At 46.8% G+C, this 19,299-nt stretch carries 22 protein-coding genes, 1 other RNA gene and 1 pseudogene; 4 read left to right on the top strand and 20 right to left on the bottom strand.

Annotation, left to right across the window (positions count from 1 at the left end; all coding sequences use genetic code 11):
• Positions 1-5: 5 nt before the first annotated feature.
• Complete coding sequence (locus CELL2_RS08305; RefSeq protein ID WP_012311279.1) at positions 6-872, bottom strand: carbohydrate ABC transporter permease; 867 nt, start codon at positions 870-872, stop codon at positions 6-8.
• Between the two features lie 45 nt (positions 873-917).
• A complete protein-coding gene (locus CELL2_RS08310; RefSeq protein WP_012311280.1) occupies positions 918-2,228 on the bottom strand; it encodes an ABC transporter substrate-binding protein in 1,311 nt (436 codons plus the stop codon).
• Positions 2,229-2,460: 232 nt separating this feature from the next.
• Between CELL2_RS08310 and CELL2_RS08315 the strand changes: the two genes are divergently transcribed.
• Positions 2,461-3,510 carry a BTAD domain-containing putative transcriptional regulator gene (locus CELL2_RS08315; RefSeq protein WP_012311281.1) on the top strand — a complete coding sequence of 350 codons (1,050 nt, stop codon included), beginning with the start codon at positions 2,461-2,463 and terminating at the stop codon, positions 3,508-3,510.
• Positions 3,511-3,613: 103 nt separating this feature from the next.
• Here CELL2_RS08315 and CELL2_RS08320 read toward each other — a convergent pair whose 3' ends face one another.
• The 6 genes from CELL2_RS08320 to CELL2_RS08345 all read right to left on the bottom strand — a co-directional run bounded on the left by CELL2_RS08320 (position 3,614) and on the right by CELL2_RS08345 (position 9,916).
• The gene (locus CELL2_RS08320; RefSeq protein WP_038034242.1) at positions 3,614-4,717 is read right to left on the bottom strand and encodes a hypothetical protein; all 1,104 of its coding nucleotides are present in this window, start codon (positions 4,715-4,717) and stop codon (positions 3,614-3,616) included.
• A 2-nt stretch (positions 4,718-4,719) separates the two neighbouring features.
• Positions 4,720-5,883, bottom strand: coding sequence for a type II secretion system protein GspD (locus tag CELL2_RS08325; protein WP_038034240.1), 1,164 nt, complete (start codon positions 5,881-5,883; stop codon positions 4,720-4,722).
• A complete protein-coding gene (locus CELL2_RS08330; RefSeq protein WP_029682896.1) occupies positions 5,880-7,511 on the bottom strand; it encodes a DUF916 domain-containing protein in 1,632 nt (543 codons plus the stop codon). The genes CELL2_RS08325 and CELL2_RS08330 overlap by 4 nt, the downstream gene beginning before the upstream one ends.
• A gap of 59 nt (positions 7,512-7,570) precedes the next feature.
• Entirely contained in the window at positions 7,571-8,218 is a 648-nt protein-coding gene (locus CELL2_RS08335; RefSeq protein ID WP_038034238.1) for a hypothetical protein, read from the bottom strand.
• Positions 8,219-8,280: 62 nt separating this feature from the next.
• Complete coding sequence (locus tag CELL2_RS08340; protein WP_038034236.1) at positions 8,281-8,958, bottom strand: hypothetical protein; 678 nt, start codon at positions 8,956-8,958, stop codon at positions 8,281-8,283.
• 19 nt (positions 8,959-8,977) lie between these two features.
• Entirely contained in the window at positions 8,978-9,916 is a 939-nt protein-coding gene (locus CELL2_RS08345) for a hypothetical protein (protein ID WP_038034234.1), read from the bottom strand.
• A 129-nt stretch (positions 9,917-10,045) separates the two neighbouring features.
• On the opposite strand from CELL2_RS08345, the gene CELL2_RS08350 reads away from it, so the two are divergent.
• The 3 genes from CELL2_RS08350 to CELL2_RS08355 all read left to right on the top strand — a co-directional run bounded on the left by CELL2_RS08350 (position 10,046) and on the right by CELL2_RS08355 (position 11,025).
• Complete coding sequence (locus CELL2_RS08350; protein WP_012311288.1) at positions 10,046-10,315, top strand: cupin domain-containing protein; 270 nt, start codon at positions 10,046-10,048, stop codon at positions 10,313-10,315.
• Positions 10,316-10,355: 40 nt separating this feature from the next.
• An RNA gene (gene ffs / locus CELL2_RS09190) (signal recognition particle sRNA large type) lies at positions 10,356-10,621 on the top strand.
• Positions 10,621-11,025, top strand: a complete 405-nt coding sequence (locus tag CELL2_RS08355; RefSeq protein ID WP_241208655.1) for a hypothetical protein — start codon at positions 10,621-10,623, stop codon at positions 11,023-11,025. The genes ffs and CELL2_RS08355 overlap by 1 nt, the downstream gene beginning before the upstream one ends.
• 32 nt (positions 11,026-11,057) lie before the next feature.
• Here the strand turns inward: CELL2_RS08355 and CELL2_RS09705 are convergent, their stop codons facing one another.
• The 12 genes and pseudogenes from CELL2_RS09705 to CELL2_RS08420 all read right to left on the bottom strand — a co-directional run.
• Complete coding sequence (locus CELL2_RS09705) at positions 11,058-12,326, bottom strand: MnhB domain-containing protein (protein ID WP_241208656.1); 1,269 nt, start codon at positions 12,324-12,326, stop codon at positions 11,058-11,060.
• The gene (locus CELL2_RS08370) at positions 12,323-12,559 is read right to left on the bottom strand and encodes a monovalent cation/H(+) antiporter subunit G (RefSeq protein ID WP_004080319.1); all 237 of its coding nucleotides are present in this window, start codon (positions 12,557-12,559) and stop codon (positions 12,323-12,325) included. Before CELL2_RS08370 ends, CELL2_RS09705 begins: the two co-directional genes overlap by 4 nt.
• The gene (locus CELL2_RS08375; RefSeq protein ID WP_029682904.1) at positions 12,556-12,798 is read right to left on the bottom strand and encodes a hypothetical protein; all 243 of its coding nucleotides are present in this window, start codon (positions 12,796-12,798) and stop codon (positions 12,556-12,558) included. Before CELL2_RS08375 ends, CELL2_RS08370 begins: the two co-directional genes overlap by 4 nt.
• Positions 12,795-13,166 carry a Na+/H+ antiporter subunit E gene (locus tag CELL2_RS08380; RefSeq protein ID WP_012311290.1) on the bottom strand — a complete coding sequence of 124 codons (372 nt, stop codon included), beginning with the start codon at positions 13,164-13,166 and terminating at the stop codon, positions 12,795-12,797. The genes CELL2_RS08375 and CELL2_RS08380 overlap by 4 nt, the downstream gene beginning before the upstream one ends.
• A complete protein-coding gene (locus tag CELL2_RS08385; RefSeq protein ID WP_012311291.1) occupies positions 13,145-14,503 on the bottom strand; it encodes a cation:proton antiporter in 1,359 nt (452 codons plus the stop codon). Before CELL2_RS08385 ends, CELL2_RS08380 begins: the two co-directional genes overlap by 22 nt.
• A complete protein-coding gene (locus CELL2_RS08390; protein ID WP_010865264.1) occupies positions 14,500-14,832 on the bottom strand; it encodes a Na+/H+ antiporter subunit C in 333 nt (110 codons plus the stop codon). Before CELL2_RS08390 ends, CELL2_RS08385 begins: the two co-directional genes overlap by 4 nt.
• Positions 14,817-15,770, bottom strand: coding sequence for an elongator complex protein 3 (locus CELL2_RS08395; RefSeq protein ID WP_012311292.1), 954 nt, complete (start codon positions 15,768-15,770; stop codon positions 14,817-14,819). Before CELL2_RS08395 ends, CELL2_RS08390 begins: the two co-directional genes overlap by 16 nt.
• Positions 15,767-16,489 (bottom strand): ribonuclease III, encoded by a 723-nt coding sequence (rnc, locus tag CELL2_RS08400; RefSeq protein WP_012311293.1) that lies wholly within the window; start codon positions 16,487-16,489, stop codon positions 15,767-15,769. The genes CELL2_RS08395 and rnc overlap by 4 nt, the downstream gene beginning before the upstream one ends.
• The gene (gene yfcE, locus CELL2_RS08405; protein ID WP_012311294.1) at positions 16,476-17,039 is read right to left on the bottom strand and encodes a phosphodiesterase; all 564 of its coding nucleotides are present in this window, start codon (positions 17,037-17,039) and stop codon (positions 16,476-16,478) included. Before yfcE ends, rnc begins: the two co-directional genes overlap by 14 nt.
• A 2-nt stretch (positions 17,040-17,041) precedes the next feature.
• A complete protein-coding gene (locus CELL2_RS08410) occupies positions 17,042-18,142 on the bottom strand; it encodes an ABC transporter permease (RefSeq protein WP_038034230.1) in 1,101 nt (366 codons plus the stop codon).
• A complete protein-coding gene (gene tmk, locus CELL2_RS08415) occupies positions 18,135-18,728 on the bottom strand; it encodes a dTMP kinase (RefSeq protein WP_012311296.1) in 594 nt (197 codons plus the stop codon). Before tmk ends, CELL2_RS08410 begins: the two co-directional genes overlap by 8 nt.
• Before the next feature lie 91 nt (positions 18,729-18,819).
• Positions 18,820-19,253, bottom strand: a pseudogene (locus CELL2_RS08420) (type II CAAX prenyl endopeptidase Rce1 family protein); the annotation flags it as partial.
• Between the last annotated feature and the right edge of the window lie 46 nt (positions 19,254-19,299).

Genomic DNA, 19,299 nt, shown 5'->3' on the forward strand with positions numbered 1-19,299 from the left:
CCCCATCATTGATAGTGGACCCTTTTTTCACCGAATTTGAAATAGAAGATCGTAACGATCGCCATTATCAGAAAGAGAATTACACTCTGTGCCGCTGCTGGTCCTATTTTCTGGAAGGCGAAGGCGTCGAGATACAATCTGTATATCAATGTGGTCGTGTAGTTTCCCGGTCCACCTTTTGTGGTGACATCGATGATAGCAAAGGAGGAAAACATAAAACTTACAAGGTTCATAATAACAAGATAGAAAGTGATCGGTGAAAGAAGCGGAAAGACGATTTTCCAGGTTCTAGCCCAGGAATTGGCTCCTTCTACAAGAGAGGCCTCTATCAATTCCTGAGGAATATCCTGAAGACCTGCAAGATAAAAGATAATATCGAAAGGAAGTGTTTTCCAGACAGTAGCTATTATAACTGCTATGAGTGCGTACGGCTTTGTGGTAAGCCACTCCACCTGCAGTCCAAAAAGTTTAGAAAGAATGTAGTTGACATGTCCTACAACAGGGTTAAGCAGAAAAGACCAGAGAACACCTGCTATCGCTGGAGAAATAGCATAAGGAGTGAAAATCAATGCCCTGAAAATTCTGTTCCCAGGGAGGTTCATATTCAGAAGCAGGGCTATAAAGAATGCAAGAAATATGGTCAGAAAGAGAGAGGCAAGAACGTAAACAACTGTCACTTTTATGGCGTTTAAGTACTCTGGACTTTGGAACAACCTCTGAAAGTTTCTAAGACCAACAAACACCATTCTGTTTCCAAACGGAGTAATTCTGTAAAAACTCAACCTCAAAGAATAAACAGCAGGCCAGTAAATAAAAAGAGTAATGATCACAAAAGTTGGAAGAAGGAGCAAGTACGGGAGAACTCTTTTCAATTTAATCCCCCCAGAAAAATGATAAGGAGTGAGGGGGAACACCCCTCACTCATAGAGTTCATTGTATTCTCTGATGGCCCTTGTAGCTTCTTTTTCAGCCCAGGCGAGAGCTTCTTCGGGCGTCATTTCTCCATTAATCATTTTTTCAATAGCGGTTTCTATTATGTCTCTCACCTCTGGGAACGGTCCTATAACAGCTCCTCTGGTGTTCGGTGTTTGAACCGACAGCAGAAGCTGCAAAAGCGCAGTGAGATGATGAGGATATTCAGAGTAGTAACCCTGGTAGAGAAGTGTCTCTACTGCGTCTTTTCTTACCGGGAAGTAGCCTGTTCCAAGGTGCCAGCGTATCTGTTGTTCTGGCTCCGCCATCCATTTTACGAACTCCCAGGCCGCTTTTATCTCCTCTTCTGGATGGCCTCCTATGATCCACAAGCTTCCACCACCTATTGGTGTTCCTCCAAGCTCAACTCCCTCTGGTTTCGGAAGGAATGCTGTTCCGAGCTCGAATCCGTTTTCCTTGGCAGCGTCCATCATCAGTTTCACGTCAGAGGTAGAGGTGATAAGCATGGCAACTTTTTGAGAAATAAAGAGCTGTCTTGCTCCTGTCCAGTCTTCTTTTGTTGTGTTGATCATAAGACCCTCTTTCGTAAGTGTATTCCAGAGTTTGAGGAACCTGAGCGCCGCTTTGTGGTTGAAAACTGCCTTTGTTGCTCTTCCCGCTCTTCCATTTTCGTTGTCAACTAAAGGAGCATTCTGAAGAGCTACGAACTGTTCGAAGAACCAGCTGTGGAGTGGCCAAGTGATGCCAGCACGAACGATATTTCCTTTTTCATCTTTAACCGTGAGTTTTCTGCAGTATTCTATTAACTCATTGAATGTCCTGGGAGGTTTGTTTGGATCGAGACCCACTTCTTTGAAGAGGGTTTTGTTGTAGTAGAGAATCGGATTTGAAGAGTTGAACGGCATCGAGTAGAGTTTCCCCTTCACTCTGTAGTAGTCCAGAACCTGTGGAAGGAATTTTCCAACATCGAAGGAGGGATCTTTCTCGATCAAATCACCAATTGGGACGGCTATACCACTGTCAATCATGAACTGAGTGCCAATTTCGTATATCTGAACAACGTGTGGAGGGGTTCCTCCCTGTACAGCTGCTACGAGTTTGTTCAGAGTATCTCTGTAGCTTCCGGTGTACTGAACTTCTACTTCAATGTCTGGATGGGTCTTCATGAAGTCCTCCGCCATGTTTTGAAGAAGTTCGATCCTCCATCCTCCCATGGCGTGCCAGAACTGAATCTTGACCTTCGCTAAACTGATAACTACGAGAAGAATCATCAGAAGAACAAAAAACTTCTTCATAACATATCCCCCCTTTGAATAGGATTGATTTTGAAAAAACAAAAAGCAATCCATCCAGGGTTGCTTCTCTAGTTCTCCCCCCGTGCCTTAGTATTTTACAACGCAGAGATTGCCATGTCAATAATATGTTTCTTCGTAGAGAAACACAAAAAATACTCTATCTGTGATATAATGATAGTAAAATAACTCTAAAAAAATTTCAAATTATTTTAAATAGACGGGAGAGGGGATTATGAGTATTTTCGTGAAAACCTTTGGCGGGACAAGAGTTATCAAGAACAATGATATCGTGAACGCAAGAGACTGGCCATCGCAAAAAGCGTTTGCCCTGTTCAGGTATCTCATTTTCAGAAGGAACGAAGAAGTGTCCGTCGAAGAGATCTACAACCTCTTTTGGGAAGACATGGACGACACATTCGCGAAATCAAATCTGAACACCACACTCCATATTATAAGGAGAACCACCGGAATAACGAGCGAAGAACTCTTTGTGAAAGGAGATCTCTGCTGTTTCTTCCCGGGAGACAAAATCACCATAGACGCAGATATTTTCGAAGAGTGCCACAGAAATCTGATGAAAGCCACATCGGATATTGAACATGAAAAACTTCTTAAGAGGATGTTCGAGATTTATGCAGGACCGTTTCTAATCGAAGACATTTTCGCAGAATGGGTGCAGGAAATCAGAGAAATCTACGAATCGTGGTACTCAGATGTTTTAAAAGAGCTCTTCAAATTGTATCTGGCAAAAAAAGATTACGACGCCGCCCTCGAGATGGTAAACGCTTATTTTCAGAGAGAGCCTTACGACGAGGATATGTACTACAAAGCAATAGAGGTCCTTCTGAAAAAGGGTGATATCACAAGGGCAAAACGCGTATACGACAAGCTCTCGAGTCATCTTATGGAGATAGGGATCAAACCTCGATTGAAATTCGATGATTTTCTCTCCAAAAGAGGCTCAGAATTCATGCTGAACGGTAACAAGGCAGTGGTGGTTGATGAAAAGCTTTTTGAAAGTTTCCTCTTTCTGGAGAGTCGAAGGAGAGAAAAGTCTTTTGTCCTCGTCGAGGTGAAACTGATGAATAAGAGTATCAGCACTGAAGATGTCTCCCAAAGGGTAGCATCTCATCTTCGAAAGGGAGACGTGATGACCTTCTCAGGTGAAACTATCCGAATTCTCTTCCACTGTCCCGAACAGCGTCGTCCAACAATGGAAAAACGTGTAGCAGACGTCCTCGAGAAAGTTGGAGTGAAGAAAGGTCAGTACGAAATTTCCTGAAAACACAGATCAAAAAATAGCGCCGCTGTCTCGCATTTGAAGCAGCGACGCTCAAAGAAATGTGGTTAATGAATGTATCGGGAGAAATGGGGATAGAGAAGGATCAAAATGAGTACCTCACCCCAACGAAAATCTTGTAGTTTGTAGAGTCATATGATGCTCCTAAAAGAACAGTTATATTCTTGCTGAGATCATACCCTGCACTTAGAGACACCTCCCACGGCGTTTCCTCGAGTGTCCAATGACTTCTGAAAGAAAGGCTCACAGAAAATCTGCTGAGTTTCAGATCTCCCCTACCCCACCAGAGTATTCCGGAGAATTTTGTGAGATCGAAGAGTGCGTACACACCAGCTGAAAGTGAAAGGTTTCCCACACTGGTACGATCTGAAAATCCTACTCCCAAATATCTGAACCGCCAGTAGATAGCCCCGAGTTTCAATTCTTCTCCAAACAGTTTCGTTTCTATGAGAAGTCCATCGGGAAAAGAAGCGGAAAAATGGATGTTTTTGTTCAACCAGAGACTTATTCTGGCTTCTGGGTAAGAGGAAAGCAGTATGAAACTCTCTTCAGGCTTTTCTTCTTCTTTACCCATGAACTCCTCAAGTCCAGAAACATTTCCCGCAACGAAGACTTTTTCTTCAGGAGGTTTTTCTACAACGAGAGCCCTGCAGAAAACGATCATTCTGTGTTCTTTCTCATCCGTTTTGAATTTGGAGTAGGCTATCGGCTGGAAATCTTCCTGGGAGATCCAGAGTTTTGTTCGAAGATGCGCACCATCCAGTTTCATTTCGATATCAGATAGAACGCTTTTTTTATCCAGTTGCTGTGGTGTTATCGAAAGGTACATCTCCTGGACCGTTGTCATCCCCTGTGTTACTGTGAGGATCTCCTCCCTTCCTACACGTACAACGGCCGATTTCCCGAGGACAGTGAGGATCCAGGGTTTTGAAAGAATTCTGTAGGAATCGCGTATCACGGGAAATTTCGCCTTTATAGAGAGTGGAAAAAGCTTCAACTCTACCGTATCACTCGAGTAGTGTATCGAACCCTCGTTGGACTCATCGGTACTGAGATAGAGCTCCTCCAGAGAAACTCCAGTTCCAGTGCTTTCTTTCACCTCTGCCATCACGAACTGATACATGATCATGGGTTCCGAGAACACCGTTGCAACAGCGAAAACCAGAAAGATCATCAGCGACCATTTCATGATCACTCACTTCCCTGGATTTCCGCCTTGATGAATATGTAGAGTTCTTTTTGGGAATCTTTTTTCATCGTACCACCGAAGAGGTATCTTATGAGTGGAATCTTGTTCAGTATGGGCACTCCGGAGTTGGTCTGGGCGTTGTCTTCGATGGTGGCACCGGAGATCACAACGGTTTGTCCGTTTTTCAGGAAAAGTGTTGTAGAGAGTTCGTTCTGTTTTACAGCGAATGTTCCGAGTTTTTCTCCTGCGAAGTGACTGACCTTTGGTGAGAGTGTGAGCTCGAGTTCCTCTTTGTCCATCACACGTGGCTGAATGTCGATGCTCACCCCAACGTCTATGGACTCGATCCTGCTCACCGCTCCTTCAGCCTGAAGGAGAACAACCTGTCTTTCTCCCAAGAAGAGAGAAGCCTTTTCTCCGCTCTTCACAATGATCCAGGGATCGGCTGTGATCTTCGCCTTTTGATCTTCTTCGAGGAGTTTCAACTGAGCTAGAATCTGTCCGAAGACGTCTGTCTGAACGTTGATGAGACCTGTTACCAGACCGAGAGTAGCCGACCAGTTCTCGTTGAATTCCTGACCAGAGCCGAAGGAGTAATCTAAACTGTTCAACCCCAGTTCGTTCGAGTAATCTTTGGAAACTTCTGTGACGATCACGCTGATTTTCACCTGCGGTATCGGGATGTCTATCTTTTTGAGATCTTCTTCGAACTCCTGTATGATCTCTTCAGGTGCTGTGATGGTTACCATGTTGTTCTTCTCGTTGAATTTGACGTAGCTCTTGTAAACTGCTGGTAGAAGTTCCTGTGCGTCGGCTGTGGTTATGTATTTCAGCTTGTAGGTCTTTGTAACTGCAAGGTATCTGAAGGCAGGATTCGCTGGGTCCGGTGATCCCACAAAATAAAAGCCGTCCATCTTCTTGAAAACGTATCCTCCAGGCATGAGGATCATCTTCAGTGCCTGTTCCAGGGGTACTTCGTTTAGCTCCATAGTGATGAAACCAGTCACAGTCGTGTCCGCTATGATTGGAATTCCTGTCTGCGCGGATATATCAGCGAGAGCATCCAGAATGTAGGTGTCCTGGAATATGTTGCTCACCAGGGGTTCCTCCTGTGCCGTCATCACCGCTGTTATCAAAACGAACAAAGCTAAACCGAGTTTTCTCATTCCCCATTCCTCCCTTCCATCTGGAAAGACTTTCTTAAAACGATCGGTGCCTTACCGTAGTCGCACCTTGCGAGCAGTTCGTACTGACCTTCTTCCAGCACGACGGGTATGAAGATGCTGAAGATCCTCTTCGTTCCTGGAAGTACGGGATTCGTCGACGAGATCTCTTCCTGGATGAGACTTTCCACTTTTTCTGGTATTATGAGACCTTCGTCCGTCACCTGCTGAGGCGTGATCCTGTTCAAACCGAAAGTGATCTTTGGCAGAAGATGATAATTCCCCGTGTTCTCAAAGACGATGTCCGCGTAAATACCATCTTCCTTCACGGTGTAAACCAGATCGGCGCTCGCTTCTTTAGTTATATCCTCGTCCTTTCCAGCGAACACGAGAAGATTCGCCCCCACTTCCGTCTGTAAACCACCTTCTGTTTTGAAGATCACATCCGCGTAGTAACCTCCCGTGAAATCTTTTGGAATTCTCACGGCGACACGCACGTTCCTGGACTGTCCAGGTCTCAAACTGAAAGAAGCCGGAGTGAGTTTGATCCACTCGGGAGGAGTACCCCTTTCTTCTTCCGGAAGGATCTCTCCGTAGAGGTCATAAACCAGGGGCAGAATCTTTCCTTCCACCTGAAGGGTCTCTTCTCCCAGGTTCGATACTTTCACTATCTCTGATCTGTAAGATCCTGGAACCGCTTTGATTTCAATGTCTGCTGGATCCACTGTGATCATCACAGGATTTGCTTCCTCTTTCTCTTCTTTAGTCTCCACTTTTTCTGACGTTACTGTGAACGTGGTCTCTGCCACGATCGGTCTTCTTCCACCGTAATCGACAACGGCCCTCGCGACGTATTCCCCAGGAGGAAAGAATCTTCTTGTGATCGTTCTCATGTTGACCGTGCTGTCAGGAAGAACAACTCCTCTTCCCGCACCAAGAGGCATCTTTGCTATTGTTCGACCTTCTTTTGTCTTTATCGTGAGTGTACCCTTCGTGACGATGTGAGCGTTGCTCTTGTTCAAAACTCCAAGAGTGAAAACCAATGCTCCGTCTCCTATCTGCATCCTTATGGAAGGTATATCATCGGACCTTTCCACCTTGAAGTAAGCGGGAAATGCTACCACCCTTTGTCCTGTTCCAGAGAGAACAACTTCTAAAAAGCTCGCCATCCTGTATTTGAATTCGATCTCACCGTATGCTCCCTCTTCGGCGGGTCTTTGCGTCTCCTGCGATTGAGGTGTTTGGATTTCGAAGGCAACGGCACCGTAGAGTCCTCCAGAAACACCCCTTGGAATGTTCACCGTGACAATGACCGTTTTGGTTTCTTTGGGAGGAACGGTGATCGTGTCGGGTTCCACCTTCACCCACCTTGCGATCGAATATTTTGTGCTTCCCGGCTGTTTCAGGTCGTACGCTCCATCCTCAGTTTCCGTTATGTCCATCACCATCGCTTTCAGTGTGATGGATTCGAATTCGCTGTCGTTCTCCAGAAAGATCTCGTAATTGAAACTCGTTCCCGGGTTCACGGTTTTACTCACCACGATGGGATCCATTCTAACGGAGATACCCTGCGCGAGAAAAACACCACTCATCAGAATCAAAACCATTAAACTTATCCTTCTCATCCCCATCACTCTCCCATAAAAATAAAAGGCGAGGGAAGACCCCTCGCCTTCCTTTTTTGAAAGATTTATCTCTGGTTGTTCACGTATTTTTCAAGATCATCCGCGTAGTTTCCTTCGTCGTCTATCCACGGCTTCTGATTCTTAAGGGTGAGCATTATTATTCCAGAATCTCTATAGGTGGATGCGCTGTTGCATCTTACAACGTGTATCCTGTTCCAGAGTTTGTAGGTTGCTCCATTGTGAAGAATTTGGCTGTCAGGTACCAGGAGCTCAACACTGTTCAAATCAGGTGCTGGTGTCCATATATTCTCCGGAATTGGAAGCTGTGGGCCAAACGCGTATTCCACTTCAATGGTATCGTTGACGCTCGTTCCTGTCGCGTACTTCAGGTGATCAAACCCGCTGAAGGTGATCTCAAGATCGCTGTTGCTCTGAAGTGTGGCTGTGATACAATTGGCAACGTACGTTCCGGGTTTCCTCACGAACCAGGTCCATTTCGTTCCCGTGAGATTCCAGTGCACCCACTGGGCAACCTGAACTTCGAGAGTCATGGGAATTTCCCATACGTGTCTGTTGCAGTAGCCACTATCACCCATACTGACGAACGCTTTCGCGTTATTTGGGTCTCCATCATAAGCGTAAACGTCTACAAATTCAGCGAAGAACATGGAACTCACTACCAAAGCCAGCATAATCAACAAAAGTCTTCTCATACCAATCCCCTCCTTCAATTATCCTCGATAGAGTTCATTACCTATCATTGACTTCCTCTTTCTCATCTTTCATTGGTCACGTAATTTTCCAGATTTCCCACATAGTTTCCTTCCTCGTCGATCCATGGTTTCTGATTCTGGAGTGTCAGGTAGATGTATCCGGTGTCTCTGTAAGTGGACGCACTGTTACAGTTAACCACTTTGATTCTGTTCCAGAGGTAGAAAAGCATACCATCGTGGAGTTCCTGGCTGTCGGTTAGTGTGTAGGAAAGATTGTTGATGTCTGGTGCTCTCACCCAGCTGTTCTGATCTGGCATACCTTCTGTTGTCATCACTGTGTAATACGCTTCGATCTCTGGATTGACACTGCTTGTTCCTGTGTAGGTTGGATCGTCGAAGCCGCTGAAGCTCACAATAACATCGCCGTTGCTCGCGATTGTTCCTGTAACAGAGTTCGCGTAGTAATCTCCGGGTTTTCTCACGAACCAGGTCCACTTCGTTGCGCTCAGACTCCACTCGAGCCACTGGGCGACTTGAACCTCTGTTGTGAACTCAATCTGCCACTCGGGTTTGTTACAGGATCCATCGGCCGGGAACGCACTGAATGCCCTCGCCAGATCGTTTGTTGCAGGCAGACTGATGTACTCACCATCCTCGTACTTCCAGACTTCGAGTGCTGACTGTGCCAGTGCAAACGTGAACAGTGCTCCCATCAAAACTAACCAGAGTAACTTTCTCATAAAAATCCCCTCCTTCTACTCACCTTTCAGGTGAGACATCGATGTAGAGTTTCGAATTGTTGATGGTGAAAGTAATAACACCCGTGCTGGTGTAGGTGTTCGCTGGAAGGCTCTTTGGAACGTTGATTTTTTGCCACAGAGAGAAGCTGTCTTCCAGAAAACTGAGGTCGTCGAACCACTCTGTGGGAATCTCGTCACCATAGGCCACTTTCAGATCCACACTATCTTTCTCGTTCGAAGGATCGGGAAAATTCACGTAGATCGAAAGGTGTGTGTTTGCTTCAACTTCGAGCACTTTCGCAACGTACACGCCGGGTTTCTTCACAAACCAGGTGACCTTTGTACCGCTCAGATGGATCTCTACGCAATGCGAGAGTCTACCTCCCCATGCGGTTTCTTCTCTTCCGCTGCTGTTTACAACTCCATGAAGGAGGATGTAGTATTTGTTGTTCAGTCTGTTCAACCTGGTGAAACTGTTTTGGAAGAGAAAGGAGAGAGGAACCTCGAAGGTGTAGGTGCTCACGGGTGAGTCGAATTCTTCCTTGAACGGAAACTGACCCGGCGCTTGATTTCCCTCGGGTTCTTCGGAGAGAACGTTGAGGTGTGCTTCTTCCAGATACCACTCATCGTCGATATCCACTCTGACGTAGAGGTATTCTGAATCGTTCCAGACGGTGACGGTTCCCACCACTGTGTCCTGGCCTGCCCAGAAGCTGAAGAGTTCCTCCCCATCTCCCAGATCGTATTCCATGTAGTAGTACCACTGACCCTTTCCACGATGGGAGATCATTTCAACAGTGCTTCCTGTGGTTTGTCTCTGAGCAGGTGGGAGAACGAACACGTCTTCTTTGATCTCTTTTTCCCACCTCCCGAGTTCTTTGTTGTATTTATAGATCGTTGTGGAAAAAGAAAAAGCGAAAAGAAAAACAATGATTATCCCCAATCCCCACTTTCTCACGGTACCGCCTCCTACGTTTCAAACTCTATTCAAATGAATGAAACAGAGTTGAAATTGAAAGAAATTTTCAATGAGTGTTCAATGAAAAAACAATAAAAACTGATAGACTTCCGATGGGAGGTGATAGACGTGGAAGTGAAGATAGAAAAGCCCACACCCGAGAAACTCAAGGAACTCGGTGTTGAAAAATGGCCCATCTGGGAGAAAGAGGTCAGCGAATTCGACTGGTACTACGACACGAACGAGACCTGCTACATACTGGAAGGCAAGGTGGAAGTCACAACAGAAGACGGGAAAAAGTACGTCATAGAGAAGGGTGACCTCGTCACCTTTCCGAAGGGTTTGAGGTGCAGGTGGAAGGTTATAGAGCCGGTCAGAAAGCACTACAACCTCTTTTGAACTTGAAACCTTCTGGAAAGTGTTGTAGAATACTGATGCACCACGCTAGGCGGGGGGCTGGCGGTCCCCTGTACCCGAAATCCGCCGTACGCGGGGCCGAATTCCCACCCGAGGCTCTTCGGGTCGGGAAACGGCGTGACTCGGGGGCGATGAAGACCGGGTCCCACGCAACGGAGCCCTGTGAACCTGGTCAGGCCCGGAAGGGAGCAGCCATAAGCAGGTGTCTCCGTGTGCCGTGGGGGAGCCCGGTTGGAGCTTTCCGATCACGCACGCCCCGGTCCGGAGAAGTCGACGGTGGGTGCGTGGTGCATTTTTCTTTTGGCTACTCCCTCGTTGAAACGTTAGCCCTCATGTTCTGCATCTGCACAGTTGTGATGATAGGTCTTCTTTCACTATCTCTTGCCATGAAAACACGCGCCCGTCTTGTTTACGACATCGATCTTCTAACCGACGAATTCTACGCAGTGGATTTTATGAAACACGAATACGAAGTTAAAGCCGCAGCGTCTCCTTCTGTTTCTGTCACATCGAACAGTTTGAGTTTTAACGCGAGCTACGATAAGAAAAGTGGTACAATCTCTTACCTTGTGATGTTCAAAGACGGTCTGTACAAAATCGTTCGTTTCGGCCTGAGTGGAGAGGGAAACAACTACCTGATAGAAACAAAAAGGAAATTCACTTTTCACAGGAAGGAAAGGTATTCTCCGTGATGATAGGGGACACTATCTATGACCTCGGAATCTCAGAGTAGCCCTCTGTGTTTTATGAAGTAGTACACGATGATCCAGCTACCCAGCATCACTTTCAGGTACACCACCATGTTCGCCGGAACTATGAGGTTTCTTCCGGGAAGTATCAGAACAACGAGGAAAAGAAAAACGATCATGATGAACTTTTCCAGAAAGTACGCTCGCGTTCTTTCGAACTTTCTCTCGAAGTTTTCAAAATCTTCTACCATGGCAATCAGAGCGAGCGCCGTTCCGCCCGCAACTCCAGCAGAAAATCCACCACCTGGGCTCACATGGCCTTCGAGCGCGAGGTAGAGCGATCCCACGAGGAGAAAGAACGCTATGAATCTGGCAAAGATCCTGATCGTGACGTCCGATATGCCTCTTATCTCCTCTGGAGTGGGAAGGTAGGCCATGTGGAGGGAGACTCCGAGTACTGCGAGCGAGAAGACAAGAACCTCGAAGACCGTATCGTACACCCTGTTCAGAAGGTAGATCTGGGTGATGGGATTCTTCACCACAGGGTTTTCAAATTTCACCTGAACCTTTTCAAAACTACCGTTCAGCAGAACAGCAAAACAAAAAACAACGAAGATGGTGATCCACAACCATTTCATCCGATCTCCTCCCCAAAGTATTTCTTTTTCAATTCTTCTACGAACTCCCTTTCGGTTCTGAGAAATTCTCTGAATCTCATTCTCAACTCCTCGTCCGCGAAAAAGAATGTGATAACTCCCATCTCTGTGTAAGACGTGGTTCAATCGCTCGCCTCTGTACACCCTCTCTGTGTACCTCAGCAGATCGAGTTTTTCATCCTCGAGGTAGAAGATCTTTGTTTCCAGATAACCTTTTTTGTCTTCACTGAACACTCCGCCACAGGCAACGTCCACCTTTCCATCGTTCAAAGCCTCAAGGAGATCTTCCAAAGAGGAAAACTCGACGAATTCTGATCTGTAGTCGTACTTTTCACAGAACCTCTTCAGAAGTTCGTATTCGAAACCCATGAACGCTTCTCCCAATTTCTCGAACAGGAGCCTGACGGATGTAAAACCGATCTTCACTCGATCTCTCGATTTCAGAGCGATCAGATAAACGAGGGTGGTGAGAAGCGCTCCAAGGAGGGCCTCCGCGATGGCCACGTCGGGAGAAGAAAAAAGTGTATATAGAAGAACCGCAAGAACGCTCAAGGCCGTTCTTCCAATGACCGCGTTCAATCTTATCGGGGTGAAGATCGTGTACAGAGAGACAGAAACCATCAGAATCAGTACCAGATTTTCTATCAAGACGATCCCTCCGTGTACATGCGCGCTATAACGTGTGAAACGAAAGGCCCCCATACGAGAAGGAGTACCACCATGAGGATCGTTCTCGAAACGTCTTCCCAGAAGTTGAGTACTATGAAAAGGGATCCCACCGTGTCTGAAATTCCTATGAGATGGATTTTCAGAAGGAAGTCTTTTTTCAGAAGCGAAAGAAGAGTGCCGAGAAACATCAAAACCACACCGACGTATATCATTCTCTGTTCCTCCTCAGAAAGTAGGAGAACAAAATGACCCCACTTCCACCGGCGAGCAGATAGAACACCGCGACATCTCTTGCCTGAGATAGCCCCGGAACGAGGTACGAAAGGGCGTAGATCAAGACACCGACCTTCGTCGAGAGCGACGAAATCCCCAGAAGTTTTTCCCATTGATTCTTCCCTAAGAGCACCTGAAGAACGCTCAAGATCAACGGAGAAACGAGAAGCCATCTCATGTTTTTCTCTCCCCCACCTGGTGGACTACCATGTAACCTTCCTCTGAGACGATCACCAGTGTTTTCGGAGTGAGTGTGATAGTGAGTGTTTTCTCGAGTTCCTCCCACTCATCTTTCACCGGAACTTCGTAAGCCCTTTTAGCCCCGTTGTGGAAGAGCAAAACCAAGATAGATTCAAAAACCGCTTTTGGAACGTTGTAGAAGAGTTTCAACACAAGAACGGGGAACTTCTCGAAGTGAATGGGCCTTGTGAAGATGTATGTGAGAACACTCATCACAACTCCAAGTAAGATCGTTGTCAGAGTTGCTTTCTGAGACAAGACCATGAAGAAGACGGTCCCCGTTATCACAGCGACAAGAAAAGACAAGCCACCACCCCCAAAAGATAGACCCCGAGCATGGACTCGAAGTCTTCAAGCGGATATTTTTCTATCTTCAAGTTCTTGAAGAGGAAATGAACCAAAAGTCCTGCACCCATTAAGAGAAAGCTTTCAAGAACTCTTTCCCAGCTGGCAAAGTAGAGTCCTATCGTCAGGGAAGCAATGAGCAGAACGGGATTGTACATCCCTGGTAGCTTCTTTTTGAATTCAAAAGGTTTCAGAAGAAATTTCCAGAAGGAAGCCGCGGTGCCAACGAAAACAACTTCCATGAAGATCTTCTCCCATCCGTGAAGCTGTTCGAGAACCAGATTCTTCGAAAAACCCGCAAGGCCGGGAAGTCCCATGATAGAAAGACTTGCCAGCGAAAGAGAAAGCCACGTCCAGAAATCAAGCCTTTTCCACTTCGTCACGTCCCTTTCCGGAAGTTCATCTTTCAGAAGAAAGAGCCAGGATTTGAAAACACCGTGTGCGAGGGCGTAAACTGGAGCTGTAACCGGTGACGCAAGGACGATCCCTATCTGTGAAAGAGTACTGTAGGCAAGTATCCTCTTGTAATCTTTCGAAAGAAAGGCAAACAAAACACCTGAAAGTGCCGAAAAGATGGCAAAGATCTTCACCACATCCCAGTTCACCACGTGTTCCAGCCGAACGAGTGCGTACACAGCACTCTTCACAACGACACCGGATAGAATTGCTGAAACGGGTGTTTCTGCCTCCGAATGAACCTGTGGAAGCCACATACTGAAGAGGAACACACCGGCTCTTAAAAGAAGTCCAACCGCGACGAGAGCGGAGGCGAATGAATCAACCTTCGAGATGTCAGAGATCGAGAGTGTGCCGTTTTCCGCGTATAGAAATCCGATTCCTATCAGGTACAGATTCATGCCCACAGTACCCAGGATCAGATACTTGAAAGCGGACCAGTACTGAATCTTCTTTCTTCCCTCTACGACGAGAAGGAAAGTGATGAGGGATACCACCTCAACCGTGACGTATATGTTGAAGAGATCGTAGCTCACGAACGCAAGGTTCAGCGCTCCAAGGAGTATCAGAAGAAGGTTCGAAAGACTGACGTTCAAGTCTTTCGTGAAGACAGCGAGAAGAACCACGGCCGTGAGGATGAGAAAGAAATATGATGTCTGATCTAACAGAAGGTGGACACCGAAGTTTCCTGTCAAAACAAGATCGAAACGATATCCAGAAAGCACCATCGTGACTGTGAAAACAAGATTCACCAGTGCTGTCCACCAGGGAGCTTTCCTCTTTAAGAAAAGAAAGACAATCCCGAGCGATATAATGAGGAAATTATAAACAAGAAAGATCACTCTTTCTTTCCCCCTTCTCTGTCGAGCCTGTCGGAAGAGACCGAAGAGTACTTGGAAGCGATCACGCTCGCGGTGGTGACAAGGAGCGCTACGGTGGCGAACCCTATCACTATCGAGGTGATGATCAGAGCTTGTGGGACAGGGTCGGCTGAGTTCTGCTGAAACGGTATCGGAACGGCTTCTCCCTGCCTTCTGGAGATGAGAACAAAGAAACTGACAACGCCCGTTCCCATGATATCGAGCGAGATGATCTTCTTTATCAGATCTCTGTTGATCAGAACTCCTAACAGCCCAATCAGGACAAGAAGAAGGGTCAACCGTTCAGCCACCTCTCGACCACCTCTTTTCCGGTAAAGAAGAGAGCGTCCGCGTAAGAAAGGTCATCGAACCTGAATTCATCTCCCACTTCTAGTTCTGCTCCCTCGAACCAGACAAGGTAATTCTCAGGAACAACAATTCTCGATGGTTTCAACCTTTCAATTACCTTCTTCATCGTTGTTTTCCTCACACTGTCACCGAGAGATGGATCGAGGGGACCCGCGACCACGTACTTTCGTAGCTCAACGGGAACGTGATATCCTATTCTGATCACTTTTGTCCCCCAGCCCTCAAAAATGCAGACGAGATCAGAACAGATATCTACCGCTTCTTCGACATTCAAAGGTGTGTACTCTCCTTCTTCCATCATCCTGTGGAGTTCTGTCCCTTCGAAAACGAGTGTCGGGTGTATTCTCACCATATCCGCTCCACATTCTACGGTCCTCAGCGCGGACAGGATTTCCCCTCTTCGATCACTTCCCGGAAGTCCTACCATCAGATGAACACTGAGAACGAATCCGTTCTTTTTGATGAGTTTGCAGGCTCTCTCAGCTTCTTCGGAGGTGTAACCTCTCTTCGACCTCTCGAGCACCTCATCCAAGAAAGACTGTACTCCTATTTCGATCACGTTCACTCCGTATTTCTTCAAAATCTTCAGTTTTCTTTCGTTTATCTCGTCCGGGCGCGTCGAGACTCTGATCGACTTCACCACAGGGAATCTCTTCACGAATCTCAGGTACTCTTCCATCTTTTCCTCTGAGAGACCGGTGAACGTTCCTCCGTAGAATCCCAGTTCGTATTCATTCGACGTTCTGGAGTACTCTTCTATGATTCGTGCGATATCATCGAGAGACGGGACTTTTGTCTGTCCCGTGGCTTTTATCTGGTCACAGAAGACACACCTTCTCTTACAACCCGCGTACGGAAGAAAAACGGGAATTATCTTCATGCTCTCTCCTTCAAAAGCTTTTCGTAGGCGATTCTTGCAGCCTCCTTTTCCGCTTCTTTCTTTGTTCTACCCCTGCCCGTGGCGATGGTCTTCCCATCCACCCTCACTTCCACAACAAAAATCCTGTCACCATCGTTTTTTTCTGTTCTCACCAGTACATATTCTGGTGGCACCTTGTGTTCGCTCTGAACTATTTCCTGGAGAGCCGTTTTGTAGTCGAAGAGCATTTCACCCTTCATGATCTTTTCTATGTAGAACTCGAATTCCTGCTCAAATAGCTCCTTTATCTTCTCATAGCCCTGATCGAGGTATATGGCAGCCAGAAGCGCTTCGAACGCGTCGGCGAGTATGGAATCTCTATCACGTCCACCAGTTTTTTCCTCTCCCTTTCCAAGGAACAAGAATTTGCCAAGATTCATCTTCCTGGAAACCAGGGCGAGAACTTCTTCGCTCGCCGCTGCGGATTTCACCCGGGCCAGGTCCCCCACTTCCGCTTCCGGATACTTTTTGTAAAGTATTTCGCACACGAAGAGTTCTAGAACGGCGTCCCCCAGAAACTCCAGCTTTTCGTTCGATTCCACGTTCTTTCTTCCCGCTTGATTTTGCTCGTTCGCGTAAGAACTGTGGCACAGAGCCCGAAAGAGAAGTTCTTCGTTCTTGAAGTTGATTCCTGTTTTTTTCTGAAACTCCTCCACGATCTTTCTCTCACTCTCGTTCAACGAACATCACCTCTTTCAAAACATCACCTTCCAGCGAGCAGAGGTAGTATTTTTTCTCATCCGTATCGATGATACCAAAAGTCGGACCGACCTCAGATTTTGGAAGAGAAACCGATCCCGGATTCAAAAGCAGCACCCCTTCGCACCTTTCTGCCAGAGGAACGTGAGTGTGACCGAAAAGAACTACACTGCATCCATGAGCCTGTGCCAGACTCACAGGATCTCCTCCTTCGTATTCGAACTGGTCGCCGTGAACAAGGAGTATCTTTACATCTCCTAAAAATTCCATTCCGATCCTGGGCATTTCCGGAATTTCCAGAACCCTTATGTCCACATCTGCATCACAATTTCCGCGTATGTACTTCACACGGTGTTTCTTCAAAAGTGATGAGAGTTCCTTTGGACTGTATCCCTCGGGAAGCGGATTTCTGGGGCCGTGGTAGAGAACATCACCAAGATGCCAGATTTCATCGAAATTCCCCGCACTTTTCAAAGCTTTCTCTGTGCAAGAAAGTGAACCGTGGGTATCCGAGATCACAAGAATCCTCAAGGTCAACCCCTCCTGATAACGAACTTTCCCGATAGAACAGAAATGGAGAACAAAACAACTGTCCAGAGCGAGACGACAAAGATCGAACGATTATCGATTGTGTGCTCCAGCTGGTATACCCTGAGGGCGTACATGGTTCTGAACACGGGCGTCGACATGGCGATTCTTCGGAGGATATCTGGCAAATTGCTTATAGGAATGGCAAAACCGCTTGAGAACAGGGATATTCCTATAACAGAAACACCGAGTATGTTTGCAAGACTCTTGTCGGGAGAAATGGAAGAAACCAGAAAACCCACGGACGTGTGAAGAAGAGCGTTGAGAAGGATGAGAACAGACGTAACGAAGAAGCCCAGGTTGTCTCCAGTCAGTATCACCGTCAGGGCGTAGGCTATGAAAGAAACGGAAGCTCCAATGACGGTGTAAGCAAGTATCTTCCCGCAGGCGTATTTCCGTGCCGGAAGGTTGTACACGAGGAACATCTCGTGCAGGTTTTTCTCTCTGTCGAGAAAGGTGGAGACACTCGCCAGTGATACGGTTATCAAAATCGCCGTGAAAAAGACGATGAAAGGGGAGATGAGATCAGAAAATCTGAGTTCTGAGTCTTTCAATGTCAATCTGGGTACGGGATAATCGGACTCTGTGAATATGTACCGGAGCACCTTGGGATCGAAGAAGGCACTTCCCTGGAAATCTGCCAGAACGGAATCGAGAACGTTGTATATCGCGGCGGCGAGGTGAAGATCGATGGGACTCGGGATGAAGATCATCTGGGTTGGCTGTTTGGAATACAGTTTCGCCGCGAAGCCCTTTGGAATCACTATGACCGCGTTCAGCTTTCCTTCCTTCAGAAGTTTTTCGTAGTTCTGATCGACTTTCACTATGTTTTCCTGTCTCAGGATGGTTCCAATGAATCTCATGACGAGGGAGGACCAGATGCTGTTGTCTTCGTTGTATATTCCGAGCTTCATCGTCTGAAGGTTGTACCCCTGCATGAAGAGAAGAGAGATCAGCACAACCAGAACGGGTGCAGCGATTATCATCATCAGTGAAGATCTTTTCTTCAAGATCCTCTTCAGTTCCACAATGGCTATTCTAAACATCGAGTTTCCACCTTCTTTCAACTTCCCTCACCACGTCTCTGTGGATTTCCTCTATGGAGCGTTTTCCATCCAGCACCACGATCCTTTCGGGATGTTCTCTGGCAAGCACGAGGTAGCCTTCCCTTACATGTTCGAGAAACTCTCTTTTTTCAAAGCGGTTGAGTTCTCCTTTTCTTTTGAGGGCCGTTTCGACGTCCACGTCTATGTAGAAAGTTAGGTCAGGAATCAGTCCATCCGTGGCAAGATCGTTCAACTCCTCCACGATCTCTTTTCCCAGGTTTCTTCCAAAACCCTGGTATGCAACACTGGAGTCCGTGTATCTGTCAAGAAGAACGGCGTATCCTTCGGAAAGGTACTGTTTTATTTCTGTCACAAGAAGATTTCTTGAAGCGAGAAATAGGAAGAGCTCAGCTTTGGGAGTTACTTCTTCCTCCAGAAGAATCTTTCTGATCTTCTCCCCCGTCTCCGTTCCGCCCGGCTCTCTCTTCAAGATCACTTTCTTTCCTCTCTTCTCCAGGTATTGAGCCAGAAGTTGGATCTGTGTGCTCTTCCCGGATCCGTCTATTCCCTCGAACGTTATGAACATTCCTTCCCCTCCTGGTCATAAGGATGAAGGCGACAAGATTGTTGGTGATATGGTACAGAACAGCGGGAAACAGAGATCCACTGACGGCTGCGCTGTGAGCGAATATGAGTGCGACGACGAATCTGTATATGAGGTTCGCAAAGGAAAATCTTTCGAAGCCCACGATCACGTTGAAGAGGTGAAGGAAAGAAAAACGAGTGCGTTGGTCCATATGTCGTTTCCGTTCAGTTTCAAAAAAACTCCCCTGAAGAACAATTCTTCCGAGAAAGGAGACAGAAAAACCACCGAAACCATCACGATGAAGCGGTTCATGAAGGGTGGAAATCGAACTTCACTGCCTCCTAAGAAAAACACGTTCACGAAGAGGAGAATCAGGAACCAGTGTAGATCGACAAAGCTTACTCTGAACGATGGAACGTATCGAAAGGCCACACACACCGTCACAGCGCCGGCGAGTCCCAGCAGGGACTGATAGAAGATCGCCTTCTCGAATCGGCGTATCCTGAAGAGATTTATCGAAAACATGAACGCAAGATACAAAGCAAGGGCTATTATCGAGTAAAGAACGCTC

It is taken from the genome of Thermotoga sp. Cell2, assembly GCF_000789375.1.
GTDB lineage: Bacteria > Thermotogota > Thermotogae > Thermotogales > Thermotogaceae > Thermotoga > Thermotoga petrophila.